Below are 17406 nucleotides of genomic sequence, written 5' to 3'. Positions count from 1 at the left end.
ATCAGATATTCAACTCAGCGCCACCGTAGGCTTGGGTGACGCGAGCAAGGCTATGCGAATCGCAAGGGTGTAGGAAAGAACAAAAAGAGATCAAACACCGTAGCATGTCGAGCGGCGGACGCTAGCGGATCGCAATGGACGCTCTGGGACGAAAAGAATCTTTCCCGCCAGTGCGCGCGCCGGTGCAATGAGGGTCCAATTCTACGGTTCGGGTGCAGCGGAAGATCGGTTTTCGCGCGAATCGCAGTTTGAGCCGATATGACAGGCAAACGCGCTTTCGCTTTGCATGTTGATGCGGACGTGCAAAGAAAATGCGATAATCTTTACACGTTGCTCGGATTCAAACGCATTTATCCCGCGTTTATTGAAAATTGCATATTTGTGGGATAAATCGCAGCGATGGCTGTGATCCAACCTTTCTCTGCCGAGCAGGAGCGCGCGCTAATCAACATGCGCCAGCGCTATGGCGCGTGGATCGAGGCCGAGCGCGAACTCTATACGATGCCATACGACCTGAGGCGCAAGAAGGTCGGCGATTACGAGTATCTCTATGAGATCTTCGATCGGAGCGGGAACGGCAAAAGTCTCGGTGCCTGGGACGACGAAAAGCAATCACAGCTTGAGGAATACAAGGCGGCAAAGAGCGCTTTGAAGGAACGCCGGGACGGTGCGCGGAATGCCCTTGGCGAGAGCAGCCGGATTGCCCGCGCGTTACGCTTGCCGCTCCTTTCGGCGGACGCAGGTCCAATCCTTCGGGAGGCAGACAAGCGCTCTCTTCTCGGCAGCCATCTGCTTGTGGTCGGGACAAACGCAATGGCCGCTTACGCGCTCGAAGCGGCGGGAACTTTCCGTGATGTGCCGGACGAAACAGAGGACTTCGATCTCGCGTGGACGGCTGACGAACCTGAAGACGGAACGCAGCTTTGGGACATGCTCAAAGCGGTCGATCCGACTTTCACGATCAATAGTGAACGGGAATTTCAGGCGCGCAATGCAAAGGCCTATGAAGTCGAATTGCTGGTCGCACCATCGCGTGCCGAAACGCTCGCCGGAAAGGATCGGCCACGCCCCGTTCCTCTACCCGAACAGGAATGGCTCTTGCCCGGTCGCCGGGTGGACCAAGTCGTTCCTTGCCGCGACGGCACCCCGGCCCGTATCGTCGCGCCTGACCCTCGGTGGTTTGCCCTTCACAAGCTATGGCTTGGTGCGCAGGCAAAACGGAACCCGCTCAAACGCCGCAAGGATTTAGTCCAAGGCGCTGCGTTGCTCGACGCGATATCTGAGGCAATGCCGCACTACCCACTGGATGGAGCGTTTGTGGATGACCTGCCGAGCGAGCTGATGCCGTTCTGGGATGAATGGCTGAGGCACCGGGAATAGTCCTAGGTACGGATTTAAAGCCCATCCAATATCTATTCTGCTGTCCTGCACTGACGGCCCAATGCACACTCTTCGCATAAACGACGTTGACAAGCGATGTGAACATCGTACACAGTTTCTGTGATCAGCGTTCACAGGAACTGTTAATTTGATTCGAAGGGATGAGCCGGAGCTTGTCGGACTAAATGAGATCGCCGCGATGGCTGGCGTCTCCCGACAGGCTGTTGCCAATTGGCGAACTCGTTACCGAGACTTTCCCCAACCGCTGGTTGAACTCAAAGCTGGCCCTGTTTTCAAGGTCGGTCCTGTCAGAGCTTGGCTACGCAAAAGGAAGATTCCCATGGCCCGTATTGTCTCTTTGATTAATCTGAAGGGCGGGGTCGCAAAGACCACGACAACGGTCGCCCTGGCCGAGACGCTCTCCTCCCAGCACGGGAAGAAGGTATTGGTGATCGATCTCGACCCCCAGACGAACGCTACCACCATGCTGATCGGGGAGAACAAATGGAAGTCTCTGAATAAGAAGGGCTACACGCTCGCCACATTGTTCAAGGACGCACTTGACCCGACGAACCGTACGTTCGATCTCGACAAGACGCTCCAGAAGGGGGTATCCGATGTTAAGGGCGCGAACACGATTGACCTCCTCCCTTCGAGCTTGGATTTGATTGACGTCCAGGACCGGCTTGCAGGCGCGCCTTCTGGCCAGTTCTATGCCCAGACCCCAATCGACCTGCTCCGGCTCGCGGTAAAGCCGATTCTAGACGACTACGATATTGTCCTGATCGACTGCCCACCGAACCTCGGCATCATTACGCTCAATGGCCTTCGTATCTCAGAGGGCTATATCATCCCTACCGTGCCAGACGTTCTATCGACATATGGCATCCCACAGATTGTGAAGCGCGTCGGCAACTTCTCCAAGGACGTCGGCGAGGACATCGAACCCCTTGGTATCGTGATCACCAAGTACCAAGAAAACAGTACGATCCACTACAACGTCTCCCGCGACCTCCGTGGTCGTGGAGATCCACCGGTTTTCGACACCGTGATCCGACAGGCGAACCAGATCGCGGCAGCCGCCGAGAACCAGCCAAGCGAAAGAACGCTCAAGCAGAAGTACGGCTACGGAGATCTGGCTGAGAGATATATTGATCTCGCTGCGGAACTCATCGAGACGCTGGAGGACCTATGAAGCTCAAGACACGATTGACGCGACTAGCGACACTCATCGCGAGCGAGGCCGACAGCAATCCCGAATTTGCCGCCCAGATCGAAGAGCTCTTGGGCGACATAAAAAAGGTTCCCTTGAAGAGCTCCGTGCGCAAGTCAAAGGACAAGGGGGCGTCCGCCACCGGTGCAGTGTCAAGCCATCGAGGGAGACGTACTCCAGCAGTCTTGGATCCTGTGGCGCTCGCGCGGGAAAGCGAGGCTTCGCTCAGGTCAGGTCTCGCCGAACTCGATCATGATCGCCTGCTCGATGTAGTCGCCGAATACGGCATGGACCCTGGGAAGCTCGTCATGAAATGGAAGGACGACGAAAGGATCATCGAGCGCATCGTCGAACTTGCTATCGCGCGGGCAACGAAAGGTGATGCATTCCGCGCCGACTGATCGGATATCCAGCAATTGCTGAGGCGGGCCGTCGCCTGAAGTAGCGTCCGCTCGCACAAACTCGTGAGGGCTGCATCGATGACAGGCCTTATGACGCAACGCAGACCGAAATGTGAAGGTACCGCATCGGCACTTCGGTAACCGGAGTCAATCTTTTCCCGGACGTCGTACAAAACGAGCACGATGAAAAGCAGCGCCCTCTGAACACAGATATGCTATGCAACACCTTCGCCGAGAGGTCGAAAACACCCGAATCCGGGAACCGAACCTTCTGAAGGGATGAAAAATTGGGGGCTCTAGTGGGGGCTCTTTTTGAGGCCCCCAAGGCTCTTTTGTCCCAGAATTCTGCCATTTTCGTTCTCTTTCGAGTCCTCTTCTGGGCACCATTTGTTCTTCTCACGTTCTCCCAAATAATCTATAAAACCCGCAGAAATCCTAGGGATTTGGCCCTTGGATCGTTCCGGATCGTCCCGCCTGTTCTCGGGGGTTCCAGACACTTTTGTGGGCCTTTTGAGGCCGTTTCGCAAAGGCCCAGATGAAAAGGCCCCCACATGCCGCTGACAGATACTCGTCTCCGCGCACTCAAGCCCAAGGATAACTGTAGGGGATATCGTCGCGAGGTTGCGCGCCGGCAGCCTAGGGGCAAGGGGAGGAAAGGCGGCCGAGGTGGCTGCGATGCATGCAAATCAGCTGGCCTCCTGCCTCCGTGATGATGGTCTGATCGATTGGCGGTCATACCGGACAGCCAACGCACTGAGCTGTCTGCCAGCCTCGCCAACGGTCAATGCCGCTGAGTTCGTCGCCACACTTCGTGACACCGTCTGTGACTTGCTATCTGTGTGCCGCGTTACGAAGCGGGCGTCCGAAATTTACCGTCTCAGGACGAGCCGCACTCTTGGGAGCCAGATGACACTGCAGGCTGTCGCCGACGCCCTCGATACCCATCTGCCCACGGTCAAACGCGAAGAAACGGTGTTTCTGAGTTTTCTGAATGGAGTGCTGATCGGTCACGATTTCAGCAAGCTGCCTGTATGGCTGGATGACCTCTGGCTGGAATACTGGGACGAAGCCCGGGCCAGCTACGAAAGTGCCCGGGACAACTACGGAGAATTCTCGGAGAATCTTGCCTGGAAATGGCGACTGACGGTGCGCGACATCGGCAAAGCAGCACCAACGATCTGGGCAGTGCTGAGCGGCTATCCGACCGACAGGCGCTCGAAAAGATCCATCAGCAAAGCTCCCGTCGTGAGCCCGATCATTTATCCGGACCCTCAGTTACCTGCCGGAAGGATCCGGCTCCGTGGCTTCCGGCGGGTGCATTGACGAGGCGCACATGGATTCTACATCCTAGCCTCTGATTTCGAGCGATAGCTCATCACCCCTGAGCCAAGATGTCAGCCGCGTCAGAAGTGCTGTCGGTTCAATCCTATTCTTTCCCTTGAGCGCGCATTCCCAGACGGTGGCAATGCGCCATCCTTCCGAAAGCAGCGCTGATCTGACAACCTTGTCCCGCTCTTGATTGGCGCCGATCTTCGCCGCCCAGAATTCGGTGCGTGTCTCTGGAAGCCGGAACAAATGGCAGTCATGACCATGCCAGAAGCAGCCGTGCACAAAGATAACCGCATGAAACCGGCTGAGTACGATGTCGGGCTTGCCGGGCAGATCCTTCCGGTTGACCCTGAAGCGATAACCTAGCCGGTGAAGGCCACTTCGAATCTGAAGTTCAGGCTTCGTGTCCCTTCCCCTTATAGCCGCCATGTTACGGCTTCTTGTCGTGGGATCATGGACGTCAGGCATACTCCCGGACAGCCACCTCATCGTTCGGGGCTGCTTCCCGGGTTATATGCGGACGCATGATCCTTGCGACCTCGCTAAACACCGGCACTGCCACCGAGTTACCGAACTGCTTATACGCCTGCGTATCGGAAACAGGGATCCGGAATGTGTCGGGAAAACCCATCAGCCTTGCGCATTCCCTCGGGGTAATGCTCGTGCACGAATCGGATGTTCGCAGAAGCAGGGCAAAGTGTGGTTGCGCTCGCCTGTTAGGTTAAGGCAACTCGACGGTTAGCCCATAAGCCTCGTTCCCTGTTTCGCGCAGCTGACGCTTGATAGCAGCAGGGGTGAGGTAAAAAGTGCCAAGCGCATCTTTCTCGACTTGCCGGAGCAAGACCTTGCCCCGATCACCCCAACACTGAAGGTAGAAGGTGGTTTCTCGACCGTCGCAGATAGGGAAAATCATCTCTGCTTTGCGCTGTCTAACGATGTCATACCAATTGCGTATATCGATGGATGAAGGCGAAAGAGAAAATCCGGGATGGCTGTGCCATTCGCCAATCCAGTCCATCTTTCCGCCGGATTTACGCCACCGCCTTAGTGCAGCTATTCTGTGTCCCTTAGGTGAGCGCTGGAAGCGCGTCGAACTTTGTCGATCCCATGGCAATGGTCGGGTGATCTCAGTCACATGAAGGTAAAGACCCTTGCGCAGCCCTAGTACCAGCCCCCCAGCTTCTAACGGGCGATGCTGCCGCGTACATTTTAGCATTTTCTCTGCCGCTGCATGATCGACAAGAATGCCCTCGATCATGACCGATCCCTCGACAGGCATGATGGGCACGTTTTGTGAGCTGAAGGAGACGTTGGTTTACGCTCGATGCCGCGCTCGTGGTCGAGTACGATCGTGCGAAGCCGCGCCCCCGGCTTATCGTTGGCCCAACCTATCGCCATGTCGCAAGCTAATCCGGCAGCGGTGGCAGGCGCAGCAACGGAGTAAGGAATATAGTTCCCATCTCCGCAGGTCGCAGGGGCCATATTGGCTTCGACCCCCGGTTTGAGAGCTGGGAAACGCGGCCCTGCGTCCATAGAGGGCCTCAGACAGCGAAAGCAGCATTCATCGCCGCGTACATTCAGAAAAGCCTGAACAGCTGCGCCGTTACCGCTTATCCAGCAATGCAGAATGGCATCAGCCGATATGCCGTCCTCATAAAAAAGTTCATTCAGCGCATATTGCGTGTTCCAATCACCTGTCGCGTCGACGAGTAGATTTGCGTCAGCCAGCACCGTCTTTTGAGCTAGCGCATCGCCAACCGTGGCTCGGATGTCGCATTGGGGGTGAAAAGACTTTAGCTCCTCAGCCAGTGCGCTCGCCTTCGTTTCTCCTATCCGCGAATGACCGAGATAATGTCGCCCTATATTGCCGGCAGAAAGCACCTGACCATCAATCAGCGTCAGGGGTGCACTCGCGCCCGCGCCACCCTGCATAAGGAATTTGGCAAGATGGCTTCCAAGCGTGCCGCAACCTACAAGAGCGATGGCCTTCCCGTCCAATGTTCTGATCCCGTGCAAATTGACGGACGAGATGAAGAGAACGAGGTTTTCAGAAGACCAGATCATCGGCGGACTGGAGGTGTCCGAGGCTCGACGCCTGCGAGCGCTCGAGAGCGAGAACGCGAAGCTCAAGCGGTTGCTGGCCGATTCGATGCTCGACCAGGCGGCGCTGAAGGATCTCCTGGCAAAAGGGTTCTGACGCCCGCCGCGAAGCGGGAAGCTGTGGCTCATCTCCAGACCTGTCACGGGATGAGCGAACGGCGGGCGTGCCGTGTCATAGATGCCGATCGCAAGAGCGTGCGTTACCGTTCCACGCAGGACGATGATGCCCAGCTCCGTGAGAAGCTGCGCGAGCTGGCCAACCAGCGTCGGCGGTTCGGTTATCGCCGCCTGCATATCCTGCTACGCCGGGAGGGCGTGATGATCAATCGCAAGAAGACCCAGCGGCTCTATCAGGAGGAAGGGCTGGCTGTCAGCCGACGACGCAGTCGTCGGCGGGCTGTCGGGACCAGAGCACCTGCTCCGGTGCTTGCCCTGCCGAACCAGCGCTGGAGCCTCGACTTCGTGCACGATCAGATGGCGTCAGGAAGACGGTTCCGCGTGCTCAACGTGGTCGTTGACGTGACCAGGGAGTGCCTGGCAGCGGTGCCGGACACGTCGATCTCTGGTCGCCGCGTCGTTCGCGAGCTGACCGCGCTGATCGAACGGCGTGGGAAGCCCGGCATGATCGTCAGCGACAACGGCACGGAGCTCACCAGCAATGCCGTGCTGGCATGGTGCGAGGAGATTGGCGTGGAGTGGCATTACATCGCTCCGGGCAGACCGATGCAGAACGGCTACGTGGAGAGCTTCAACGGCCGCATGCGCGACGAACTGCTGAACGAGACCCTGTTCATCAGCCTGGACCATGCCCGCGTCGAGATCGCCGTATGGGTGGAAGACTACAACCGAGAGAGACCGCCCTCATCCCTTGGCCACGCGACACCGGCGGCGTTCGCCGCCGAACTAGATAAGCAATGGCCTGCTTCGCCACGCCCTACGGGCTCCGCTGCGCAGCCCATTGCTTCAACCGCGCTCATACGCAACAACGCGGCTCGGCTCTAAACCCAGCGGGGGGAAAATCAGGGGGTCACGTCACTCATTGGAAGGCGGCTATCGCGACGCAATTCGCTCTGAAAGTCGTGGGACTATTTTGCAGGTCTTCGAGGAACAGACCTGCTAATTTTCGCCCTGCAGTTAATTCCATTAGGATAACGCTGTTAGCATACGTAGGCACCGCGGCCGCTAGCCAAAAGGTTGCCAGTAGGACCGTATACACGTGTTTCAGCGACCGAGATATTTTTACCGATCTTGATTATTTTGCCCGATGCTACGAGTGGTCCCGAGGTTGCCGGGCGGTGGTAGTCGACCCTCAGATCGGCGGTCGCCTTGGCCCCTGTACCTTGCGACAATAAGGTGTAGAGCCCGGTTAAATCGATCAGAGAGGCGAGCACGCCGCCATGCGCTGAACCGATTGCCGGGTTTGACACGATCTCGTCGCGCCAAGGCATCTCCAGTTCAAGCTGCTCGTTCGAACATGACCGTAAAGTGAGGCCAAGCCACCGGTGAAACGGGGCAATCTGCAGGATCTCTTCGAGGCGCTTAGGATCGATCCTTGTCGGATTATCGGTCATGTAACGGCTCCCTGCGCACTGTGATTACGCTTGAGAAAATCGAGTATCACTGCCGAAAAGGCATCGTTGGCATCGCCAACCACCATATGTGTTGCCTCTGCGATGTCGGTGTATTCAGCGTGTGGAGCAAGTTCGAGCAATTGCGCGACCGCGTCTTCGGAGACCAGATCGCTCGATCCGCCGCGAATAACATGCAATGGCAGCGAAAGCCTGCAGGCTGCATCGTTCAGCGCATCAAATTGGCGTTCCTGATGAGCCGGATCGCTTCGCTTGGCTAGCGTAATGTTGCGGATAAAGGCCGGATCCCAATGCCAGTAGTAGCGGCCGTCTTCCTTCTCTCGCAGATAGCGCCGTAAACCCTTGCCGGCTCCGCGCTTGCGGCGATGTGGCATGTAGCGCGCGATGACCTCTGCCGCTTCGTCCGGTGAAGAGAAACCGGTCTCCACGTGCTCCTCCATAAAGCCGACTACGCGCATAACGCCCCCCGTCTCCATACGCGGCGCGATGTCGACGAGAGTGAGCGACGCGAAGCGACCCGGCGCAAGGTGTCCTTCGGCGATCAGTCCGGCCAGCCCGCCAAGGGAGGCCCCGACGAGCGCTGGCTTGCGGTCCATTTTTGAAGCAATCGCAACGAGATCTGAAGCGAAGTCGCGGGTTTCGTAAGCGCCCTCGGCAGACCATTCGCTGTCGCCGTGACCGCGCATATCAATTGCGATCGCACGGAATCCCGCATTGGCGAGATCGGCTGTGACACGTTTCCATGCGTGACGGGTCTGGCCGCCCCCATGCGCGAGCAAGACCGGTAAAGCATCGGCATTTCCGGTCGCTTCGGCTGCTATGGAGATGCCACCATCTCCCCCGATATGGAAAGTTTGCGACTGCATACCGCAACCTCTATATTGTAAATCGGTTTACAGTAAACGGCTTTATTTCCTGATCGGCTATGGTAGGTAGCCCAGGATGGCTGCCACGACGGACTATGACCTGGATACAAAGGGGGCAAGTTTCCTCACCGATACCGATCGGCTGTTCTTTCTTATGGAGGAAGTGACCCGGCGTTTGCGCAGGACCGTCGATTCTTCGGTTGAACAATTCGGGCTTACGCGGACGCAATGGCGTACATTGGCTTATCTCTTTCGGAGCCCAGGCATGACCCAGACTGAGCTGGCTCGGGAACTGGAACTAGAGCGCGCTAGCATCGGCCGGACTATTGATCGCCTGGAAGAACTTGAGCTGGTAGAAAGACGCAGCGCGAAGAACGACAGGCGCGTTTGGCGGGTTCATTTACGCCCTGCCGCAATCGAGCTACTTCCCAAAATGCGAGTAGAAGCTGATGCAGTGTATGCACGCTTGCTCGGGGGGATCCGTTTGGGGGAGCTGGAGCGCTTACGCGGATCGCTGGCTAGGATGCATGACAATCTGGGCAGCGAGCCATAATCACTCGAAATCGAGCCCATGCCCCGCGTTCACGCCCGCGTTTGCCCTTCAGGGGGTCTGATGCTCAGATGAGGGACGCCGAGCGCATGCGATCATAACATCCCGGCATTCGTGGCAGGCGAGGTGGCCGGAGCCCTCGCACTCACCCAGCGCCGTTCGGTTCCTTATCAGCTTGAGCGACCATCGGATTCAGTTTCTGCTGTAGCGTGAAATCAGCGAGTGTTTGCATGGCGGCACTGCTAGCGAATATGGTTGACGCTGAGCTTGAACACGCCAGGCTTGCGCGAGCCTTCCAAGATAGCGCTATGGAAAAGCATATGCCGAAAGATGAGATACGTGATTACGCCCCCAACGAAAAGGATGACATCCTTTATTTGCTAGAAGAGGTGAACAGGACCGCTCGGCGGACCTTCGACGCTCTGATCGTGGGGCTCGACCTCAATCAAACACAATGGCGGATCATCGCGTCCTTGTTGCGAGAACCTACGCTAACACAGACCGAGATTTCTCGCCTGCTCGAGCTTGAATCGGCGACGATAGGACAGGCTGTCGCAGTTTTGGTTGAAAAAGGTTTGATCGAGCGAGTGCGGGCGGCGCACGATCGAAGAGTTTGGAACCTCCACCTCACCGAGCAAGTAAGAACCATCTGGCCGGAACTGCGCGAAGCGGCTGATCGACTCCACGAAATTCTCTGGAAGGGAATGTCTGCGCCTCAAATCGACTTCCTGCGTGCCATGCTTCGAAAAGTTGCGGAGAATCAGAAGCAGGCTGACACTTGCGAAGCAAGCCGATGAAGCGCGATCTGGAAAACAGTGTCGGTGAACTGACGCGGCTAGCAGAACTCGGTCAGATTTTCGCCCGGCACGGTCTGAAAAATCTCGGAAGCTTGCTTGGCATTATGCCGGTTTCGGAGAAGGAGCCAGATACCGAGGACTTGCGTCCTGCATCGGTGGTGGCGCTGTTGCGCGATGTCGGCCCTGTCGGGATAAAGCTTGGCCAGCTCCTCGCGACCAGAAGCGACCTGTTTACACAACCCTGGATTTCCGCGTTCGGCACTCTCCACGACCAGGTGGAACCGCTGCCGTTCGATAAGATTGAACCGGTGATTGTATCGGCTTGGGGCAGCGACTGGGAACGTGAATTCGCGGCTTTCGAGAGAAACCCGATCGCCTCCGCCTCTATCGCACAGACATATGTCGCAACCCTGCTGGACGGAAGCGAGACTATCGTGAAAGTCCGCCGACCCGGCATGGCGTCCAGGATCGAGGCGGACATGAGGCTGTTGACACGGCTCGCGGGCCTCGCCGAGCGTCGGTCAAGCGACATTGCCCGCTATCGACCCGTTGAATTCCTTCAGACTTTCGGAAAGAATTTAGCGCGGGAGATGGACCTGGCGGCAGAAGCACGCGCCTGTGAACGGATTGGCGGTTATCTGGAGATGCTTGGGGTGAAGACCCCCGAGATCCACTGGGAACTCACAGGCATGACGATCAATGTGCAGGAAGCCCTGGTCGGAAAACCCGCGTCGCGGCACCCGGCAACTGATCCGGCAGGGAATGCCCGGTTCGCGAAGCGCTATGCCGATGCAGTGTTGCGGATGATCCTTCTCAATGGAGAGTTTCATGGCGACCCGCATCCCGGCAATGTTTTCTGGATGGAAGGGAACCAGGTAGGCTTTATCGATTTCGGCTCGGTGGGCTTTCTCAGCGGCGCGCGGCGTCAGGAAATTGTCCGACTGATTTTCGCTATCGCGAACGAACAGATAGACAAGGTGGCCGATCTGCTGCTCGACTGGGCAGGCAATCCACTCGTGGATCGCGCGCAATTGGTGATGGACCTGGATGAGCTGATCGCGGAATTTAGCGGCACAGCTCTTGCCGGGATAGAATTCGCGGCAATTTTCGATCGGGTTTTCGGATTATTGCGCGATTATCGCCTCGTATTGCCGCCCGACCTCGCTATTTTGCTGCGCACCCTGCTGACCGCAGAGGGCTTCGTTCGCTCTTTGGCGCCGGACTACAATATCGCCGAAGAAACGAAGCCGATCGTGATGCAATTGTTTGCCGAGCGATTTTCGATCGGAGCCGCGCGGGATCATTTGGCCAAGGTCCGCAGTGGCCTGCTGGATTTCTCGGCATCGCTGCCCGAGCTAATCGAGAACGTTGCCTCGGTCGCTCGATCGGGTACGATTCAGGTTTCCATCGACCCAGCCAGTCTGAACCATCTGACGCGGGAAGGGCACCGCAGCACCCCCGTCAAGGGTCCCGTGGTCGGCGCGTTGATCGTCTCTGCCGCTTTGCTGGCCGACCAATCGTTGTTACTAGCAGGAATTGTTCTGGCTTTCGCGGGAATAGCACTCATCCCTAGATGGAACTGATAAGACCATACGCTGTGAACGCTTCGATCACGGCCGCCCGGCACCGATGTTGGCTACATCAAGGGAGAAGAGTGGAAATGACCGAACAGAAACCTGCCGAGGCGGTGCCTGCCGCCACCATGCTGCTGGTGCGGGATGAACCGGAGTTTCAGGTTCTCATGGTGAAGCGACATCATCAGATCGACTTCGCATCTGGAGCACTGGTCTTCCCTGGCGGGAAACCCCATTCAGATGATTCTTTGGAGGAATGGGCCGCTTACTCTGACGGGTGGGATCAGGTCGATACGACCCAAAGAATTTTAAAGATCGCTGCGATCCGCGAAGCTTACGAGGAGGCTGGCATTTTGCTGGCGGTCAACCGCGATGGCAGCCCTTTCGAAGGGGCCTGTGACCCGGACAGCCGCCGGGCAGTCGAACAGGGGGAAAGATCGTTCCTCGATGTCGTCCGGCAGTCCGATGTGATCTTGCGGCTCGACAGTCTCACCGATTTTGCCCGGTGGATTACCCCGGTCTTCATGAAGAAACGGTTTGACACCTGGTTCTACGTCGCTCGAGCCCCCGAACGCCAGATTGCCGCGTGCGATGGCTATGAGACGGTGGATGCAGAATGGCTATCACCCAATCGTGCTCTGGAGATGGGCAAATCGGGCGAGCGCACGGTCATTTTCCCGACCCGACTGAACCTGGAACTGTTGTCCGAGGCGAACAGTGCTGCGGACTGCGTAGATCGCGCGCTGGCGCGCACGATCGTGCCTGTCCTGCCGCGGGTCTTGCAGCGAGATGGCAAGAATATCCTGACCATCCCGGAGGATGCAGGTTACGGCCCGGCGAGCGAGGTAGTTGGGTAAACGGTGCATCAAGGCAGTCAGTCGAAAGAGATCAGCTAAATGCCTTGAGTGTCTTGCCCCGGACGGTTTGAAACCGAACGATCTGGCCCCGCTCCTAGATTGGCGACCGCTGTTTCATATCCGTCTGCTCGATCGCGATTGAGAACCTCACACAGCTCGGAACGGAGACTGTTCTTTTAATCCCGCGCGGCCGAACTTTGGTCAAAACGCTCGCTGCCCTGCGCAATAGATTGAGTGGCCAACACCAGACTGAATAGCCCCGAATTTTCTAGACGCCCTCGGTGCTCATCATCTGCTGCCTTTCGAACTCTACGGGTGACAGCATCCCGTTCCTTACATGCTTGCGTATCGGGTTGTAGAACATTTCGATGTAATCGAACACATCCTGCCTGGCCTCGTCGCGTGAGCGATAGGTCCTTCGCCGGATACACTCGCGCTTGAGCAGGTTGAAGAAGCTCTCGACCACGGCGTTGTCATGGCAGTTGCCACGGCGGCTCATCGAGTGTTCCGGATTGTGGGCCTTCAGGAACGAGGCCCAGTCCATGCTGGTGAACTGCGATCCCTGATCCGAGTGGATCAGAACCTTCCCCTTCGGCTTCCTGCGCCACACCGCCATCAGCAATGCCTGCAGGACCAGGTCGGTGGTCTGGCGGTTCTGCATCGACCAGCCCACCACGCGGCGGGAGTAAAGGTCGATCACTACCGCCAGATGGGCAAAGCCCTCCTGCGTCCTGATGTAGGTGATGTCGGTCACCCATGCCTTGTCGGGTGCAGCGACATCGAACTGGCGGACCAGCGTGTTGTCGACCACCCTGGACGGCTTGCCGCCATAGCTGCCCGGCCTGCATTTGTAGCCGATCCTCGCCTTGATCCCGGCCAGGCCGGCAAGACGAGCCACCCGGTTCGGGCAGCAGGTCTCGCCCTGATCGTGCAGGTCGTCGTGCAGCTTGCGGTAGCCATAGACCTTGCCGCTCTCTTCCCACGCCTGCCGGAGCAGCTCGGTCTGCCGAGCATCTTCCTTCGCCCGCCTGCTCAACGGGCTCTTCAACAAGGCGTTGAAGCCGCTGGGCTGGATGCGAAGACACCGGCACATCGCGCGCACCGAAAACAGCACGCGATTCTCGGCAACGAACGCGTATCTCACTTTGCATCCCTGGCAGAACGAAGTGGCCGTAGGTCAAATACGCATCGTCGCCGCCTGTCCTCAAAATTTGGAAAGAAAGCGTCCACAAATCTAAGGGCTATTCAAAATTTGCGATCCCAGGTGCTAGAGCGGTTTCCGCCCGGTCCGAATCGCGAGGGATTCCCAAGCCGGTGATTTTCTGATTCATCATGCTGGCAGGTGAAGGAGGCCAGTATGGAATGGGTCAGCCTCTCTCGATGGATTTACGTTCGCGGCTGCTGGGCGCGGTTGACGCGGGGATGAGTTGCCGTTCGGCGGCCGACCGGTTTGGTGTTGCCCCTTCGACAGCGATCCGGTGGCAGGCGCAGCGCCGCGCGACCGGGAACTTTGCACCCAAGCCGCAAGGCGGGGACACGCGCTCGCGCCGGGTCGAGGAGTATCGGGAGATGATCCTGGCTCTGTGGGAAGCGCGCAAGGACATCACGCTCGACGAGCTTCGGGCGGAACTGAGCGGCATCGGTCTGGTAGTGGCGAACTCGACGCTTCATCGCTTCTTCGTGCGTCACGGCATCACGCGCAAAAAAGACCGGCCACGCGATCGAGCAGGACCGGCCCGACGTCCTGAGCCAGCGCCGCGCCTGGTTCGAAGGGCAACTCGACCTCGATCCGGAGCGTCTGGTCTTCATCGACGAAACGTGGACCGCGACCAACATGACCCGCAGCCATGGCCGGTGCGCCAGGGGCGAGCGTCTGAGGATGGGCTTCCCGCATGGGCATCGCAAAACGACCACGCTGGTGGCCGGCCTGCGGATGAGTGGAATGATCGCTCCGATGGTGCTCGACGGGCCGATCAACGGCGACTGGTTCGAAGCCTATGTCGTCCAGGTTCTCGTACCCGAGCTGCGCTGTGGCGACATCGTCATCATGGATAACCTGTCGAGCCATAAGCGCGCGTCGGTGCGCGAGCTGATCGAGGCGGCAGGGGCAACACTGCTGTCCCTCCCGCCCTACAGTCCCGACTTCAATCCCATCGAGAAGGCCTTCGCCCGGCTCAAGGCGATGCTCCGCAAGGCAGCGGAGCGAACCGTATCCGGCCTGGGACCTGATCGGCAGGCTCGTCGACCTCTTCCAGCCCGACGAATGCGCCAACTACTTCAGCTCCTGCGGCTATGACCCAGAGTGAACGGAATCCGCTCTCAACCTTGTATATCTTGGGGCTGGCATGGCACCGAGCGGGAACCGGATCGAGGCATTCCTGGCTGATCGCGGTTATGATGCCGATGCCATCCGCGAGGAGATCGTCGCTGCCGGCGTCGAGGCTGTGATCCCCGCAAGGAGCAACCGCCGCAACCCCGCCCCACATGATCGGGAGAAATGCCGCTGACGTAACCTTATCGAGCGATTGTTCAACAGACTGAAGAACTGGCGCATGGTTGCCAACTCACTACGACAAAACCAAAGGGTGCTACCTTGGCTTCGTAGCTTTCGCCTCAGTCAAACTACGGATATCCTTTGTCCACGCGGCCTAGAGCACTGCTGGCCAACATCTTCGTCGTACGGAGGCACGCAATCTTCCTGTAACAGGTCGACGGCCCGCCAAGGCCGTATAAAATGTATTGGCGCTCCGTCAGGCTGCGGCTCGGTTATAGGTTTCTGTCTGGATAAGTCGGATAATCTATCTGCCGGGTGAACTACGGTAGAGAAACTTATAGCCCGTTTGGACCTTCGAAGGAGATGTTTGCGTTCTTGTTTTCCAGCACACCCGATCCCATAACGAAGAACTGGGTTCTGGCGCGTAATCGCTCAAGGCTGTTGTCCATACCCACCCTGTGACTGATCGCGTCTGCATGAACGTCGCTTACGAATAGCCCAAGAAACAATTCAGCAAGTATATGCGGTGGTGCGTTCAGTTCGATCCCTCTATCTTGCCAGTCCGCAAAGAGCTGTTGGAGCGAATCAAGGGTCCGCGTGGCCGTACGTTCGAAAAACCGTCGGGCGAAATCCTTGTCGCTTACGCTTCGTGCGATGACGATTCGAACCAAAGCGACTACTTCCGGATCTAGGAAGTGGGCCTGAAAACTTACTGCAAGGCGGTGAAGGATTTCGTGCGGCGTACCGCCTTTTTCAGCTGCCTCGCGGACCAGCGTCGCGCCGGAAGATGCCTTTTCGAAAACAACAACCTCGAGTATCCCTTCTTTGTTGCCGAACAGCTTGTAGACCGTAGCCAAAGAGCCGCCTGCACGATCGACTATGTCACCCAGCGTCGTGCGTTCGTAGCCCAGTCTAACGAACAATTCCCTGGCAGCTTCGATGAAGGCTCGCCTGCGGCGGTCAAGTCGGTCACATTCGGTTTGATCGGTCATTTTAGCGCAAACCTCGACGAAAACGGGTTGCCGGACAACAGCGTAATATCTATTACATCTTCGCACATGCACAAAAGCTGACTGAAAGCCGCCACCCGTGAAATCCAAAATTGTATTCTTAGCCGCAGCCCTCTTGCTCGTCGGCTGTGCCGAACCGAATGAAGAAATGGCGCCTCAGGCGATTCCGGTCCGCACGGTAACAGTAGCTGCGCAAACCGTTCCGAACATAATCGAACTACCTGGACGGGTCGAGCCGGTACGCGTGGCAGAGGTGCGCGCCCGGGTTACGGGGATAGTGCAAGAGCGGCTTTACGAAGAAGGAACCGACATAAGAAATGGACAACCACTTTTCCGCATCGATCCGCGCGAACTGCGCGCCAGTTTGAACCAGACGAGGGCTGCACTTGCCCGCGCACGGGCAACAGCAGCCAATGCCCGGGCCGTGGTCGAACGTTACCGCCCGTTGATCGAAGAAAACGCTATCAGCAGTCAGGAATACGACGCGGCGATTGCCGCTTCGCGCGAGGCGGAGGCAAATGTTGCCCAGATTCAGGCGCAGCTGGAGGCGGCCTCTCTGCAACTCGGTTATACCACCGTGCGCGCGCCGATCAGCGGCCGTGCGGGCCGTGCGCAGGTTACCGAAGGGGCCCTTGTCAGTCAGCCGGAAGGTACGCTGATGACCCGGATCGAACAGATTTCGTCAGTTTATGTAAGCTTCGCACAGGCAGCCAGCGAGGTTATCGACCTGCGCCGCGCCATCGCTTCGGGCGAAATCGATCTGAATGATGGCGAACAGATCGAGGTACGCCTCACCTTCGGTAACGGGACCGAATATCCTATCAGGGGTTATATCGATTTTCTTGATTTCTCGGTCGATGAACAGACCGGGACCGTTGAGCTGCGTGCCGAATTCGGTAATTCGTCACGCCTGCTGCTTCCGGGCGAGTTCGTGCGGGCGAAAATTTATGCCGGCAAGATCCCGAACGGGATCACCATCCCGCAACAGGCAGTGACTCTTACCGGTGAGGGCGGTTCCGTTTACCTGATCGACAAGGAGGGGCAGGCCCTGGTCCGGCCGATCAAGCTGGGAAATATGGTCGATGGCGAATGGATCGTCGAAAGCGGTCTGAAGCCAGGCGATACGGTTATTGTGAGCAATCTTCAGAAAATCCGACCGGGTGTTCCGGTCAAGATATCCAACACGCCCACCGGCCGTCGACCTGCCCCCGCTCCCTCTACCGCCGCTTCTGGCAAGGGTCGCTAG

The 17406-nt window shown here is 57.8% G+C and carries 18 protein-coding genes and 2 pseudogenes; 12 read left to right on the top strand and 8 right to left on the bottom strand.

Translation table 11 applies throughout. From position 1 onward, the window contains the following. The first annotated feature begins 399 nt into the window (after positions 1–399). The 4 genes from GRI38_RS09855 (at position 400) to GRI38_RS09840 (ending at position 4317) form a co-directional block, all read left to right on the top strand. On the top strand, positions 400–1380 hold the full coding sequence (locus tag GRI38_RS09855) for a GSU2403 family nucleotidyltransferase fold protein (RefSeq protein WP_160683025.1): 981 nt from the start codon (positions 400–402) through the stop codon (positions 1378–1380). Between the two features lie 340 nt (positions 1381–1720). Continuing rightward, positions 1721–2575 (top strand): ParA family protein, encoded by an 855-nt coding sequence (locus GRI38_RS09850; protein ID WP_202389939.1) that lies wholly within the window; start codon positions 1721–1723, stop codon positions 2573–2575. Then, positions 2572–2994, top strand: coding sequence for a hypothetical protein (locus GRI38_RS09845; protein ID WP_160683023.1), 423 nt, complete (start codon positions 2572–2574; stop codon positions 2992–2994). Before GRI38_RS09850 ends, GRI38_RS09845 begins: the two co-directional genes overlap by 4 nt. A gap of 906 nt (positions 2995–3900) precedes the next feature. After that, positions 3901–4317, top strand: a complete 417-nt coding sequence (locus GRI38_RS09840; RefSeq protein WP_160683021.1) for a hypothetical protein — start codon at positions 3901–3903, stop codon at positions 4315–4317. Between the two features lie 24 nt (positions 4318–4341). Here the strand turns inward: GRI38_RS09840 and GRI38_RS09835 are convergent, their stop codons facing one another. From GRI38_RS09835 to GRI38_RS09820, 4 genes are all read right to left on the bottom strand, one after another. Then, a complete protein-coding gene (locus tag GRI38_RS09835; protein WP_237487477.1) occupies positions 4342–4752 on the bottom strand; it encodes a very short patch repair endonuclease in 411 nt (136 codons plus the stop codon). Between the two features lie 31 nt (positions 4753–4783). Next, positions 4784–4981, bottom strand: a complete 198-nt coding sequence (locus GRI38_RS09830; protein WP_474100213.1) for a DNA cytosine methyltransferase — start codon at positions 4979–4981, stop codon at positions 4784–4786. Between the two features lie 63 nt (positions 4982–5044). After that, positions 5045–5581 (bottom strand): M67 family metallopeptidase, encoded by a 537-nt coding sequence (locus GRI38_RS09825; RefSeq protein WP_160683017.1) that lies wholly within the window; start codon positions 5579–5581, stop codon positions 5045–5047. Beyond that, entirely contained in the window at positions 5578–6387 is an 810-nt protein-coding gene (locus GRI38_RS09820; protein WP_234000745.1) for a ThiF family adenylyltransferase, read from the bottom strand. Before GRI38_RS09820 ends, GRI38_RS09825 begins: the two co-directional genes overlap by 4 nt. Here GRI38_RS09820 and GRI38_RS09815 point away from each other — a divergent pair. Then, positions 6353–7425, top strand: a protein-coding gene (locus GRI38_RS09815; protein WP_160683015.1) for an IS3 family transposase whose coding sequence is annotated in 2 segments (ribosomal slippage) — positions 6353–6512 and positions 6512–7425 — 1074 coding nt in all. Because the reading frame shifts where the segments join, the coding sequence is not laid out codon by codon here. The two genes, GRI38_RS09820 and GRI38_RS09815, sit on opposite strands and share 35 nt — an antisense overlap. Before the next feature lie 155 nt (positions 7426–7580). On the opposite strand, the gene GRI38_RS09810 is transcribed toward GRI38_RS09815, so the two are convergent. After that, positions 7581–7994, bottom strand: coding sequence for a hotdog fold thioesterase (locus GRI38_RS09810; RefSeq protein ID WP_063510882.1), 414 nt, complete (start codon positions 7992–7994; stop codon positions 7581–7583). Further along, a complete protein-coding gene (locus tag GRI38_RS09805) occupies positions 7991–8878 on the bottom strand; it encodes an alpha/beta fold hydrolase (protein ID WP_063510883.1) in 888 nt (295 codons plus the stop codon). Before GRI38_RS09805 ends, GRI38_RS09810 begins: the two co-directional genes overlap by 4 nt. A 76-nt stretch (positions 8879–8954) precedes the next feature. Here GRI38_RS09805 and GRI38_RS09800 point away from each other — a divergent pair, with 76 nt between their 5' ends. The 4 genes from GRI38_RS09800 to GRI38_RS09785 all read left to right on the top strand — a co-directional run bounded on the left by GRI38_RS09800 (position 8955) and on the right by GRI38_RS09785 (position 12656). Continuing rightward, positions 8955–9431 (top strand): MarR family winged helix-turn-helix transcriptional regulator, encoded by a 477-nt coding sequence (locus tag GRI38_RS09800; RefSeq protein ID WP_063510884.1) that lies wholly within the window; start codon positions 8955–8957, stop codon positions 9429–9431. 227 nt (positions 9432–9658) lie between these two features. Further along, positions 9659–10225 carry a MarR family winged helix-turn-helix transcriptional regulator gene (locus tag GRI38_RS09795; RefSeq protein ID WP_063510885.1) on the top strand — a complete coding sequence of 189 codons (567 nt, stop codon included), beginning with the start codon at positions 9659–9661 and terminating at the stop codon, positions 10223–10225. Then, positions 10222–11808 carry an ABC1 kinase family protein gene (locus GRI38_RS09790; protein WP_063510886.1) on the top strand — a complete coding sequence of 529 codons (1587 nt, stop codon included), beginning with the start codon at positions 10222–10224 and terminating at the stop codon, positions 11806–11808. Before GRI38_RS09795 ends, GRI38_RS09790 begins: the two co-directional genes overlap by 4 nt. 77 nt (positions 11809–11885) lie before the next feature. Then, entirely contained in the window at positions 11886–12656 is a 771-nt protein-coding gene (locus GRI38_RS09785; RefSeq protein ID WP_160683013.1) for an NUDIX hydrolase, read from the top strand. A 268-nt stretch (positions 12657–12924) separates the two neighbouring features. On the opposite strand, the pseudogene GRI38_RS09780 reads toward GRI38_RS09785, so the two are convergent. Continuing rightward, positions 12925–13812 (bottom strand): annotated as a pseudogene (locus tag GRI38_RS09780) (IS3 family transposase); the annotation flags it as partial. Between the two features lie 206 nt (positions 13813–14018). On the opposite strand from GRI38_RS09780, the pseudogene GRI38_RS09775 reads away from it, so the two are divergent. Together GRI38_RS09775 and GRI38_RS09770 are read left to right on the top strand one after the other, a co-directional pair. Beyond that, a pseudogene (locus GRI38_RS09775) lies at positions 14019–14962 on the top strand (IS630 family transposase). 39 nt (positions 14963–15001) lie between these two features. Continuing rightward, positions 15002–15163: a hypothetical protein gene (locus GRI38_RS09770; protein ID WP_156494069.1), complete on the top strand. Its 162-nt coding sequence runs from the start codon at positions 15002–15004 to the stop codon at positions 15161–15163. Between the two features lie 322 nt (positions 15164–15485). Here the strand turns inward: GRI38_RS09770 and GRI38_RS09765 are convergent, their stop codons facing one another. Beyond that, the gene (locus GRI38_RS09765; protein WP_160683011.1) at positions 15486–16142 is read right to left on the bottom strand and encodes a TetR/AcrR family transcriptional regulator; all 657 of its coding nucleotides are present in this window, start codon (positions 16140–16142) and stop codon (positions 15486–15488) included. A 166-nt stretch (positions 16143–16308) separates the two neighbouring features. Between GRI38_RS09765 and GRI38_RS09760 the strand changes: the two genes are divergently transcribed. Further along, positions 16309–17406 carry an efflux RND transporter periplasmic adaptor subunit gene (locus tag GRI38_RS09760; RefSeq protein WP_160683009.1) on the top strand — a complete coding sequence of 366 codons (1098 nt, stop codon included), beginning with the start codon at positions 16309–16311 and terminating at the stop codon, positions 17404–17406.

The organism is Parapontixanthobacter aurantiacus (assembly GCF_009827635.1).
GTDB classification, from domain to species: domain Bacteria; phylum Pseudomonadota; class Alphaproteobacteria; order Sphingomonadales; family Sphingomonadaceae; genus Parapontixanthobacter; species Parapontixanthobacter aurantiacus.
This window is presented reverse-complemented; position numbering and strand designations above follow the sequence as displayed.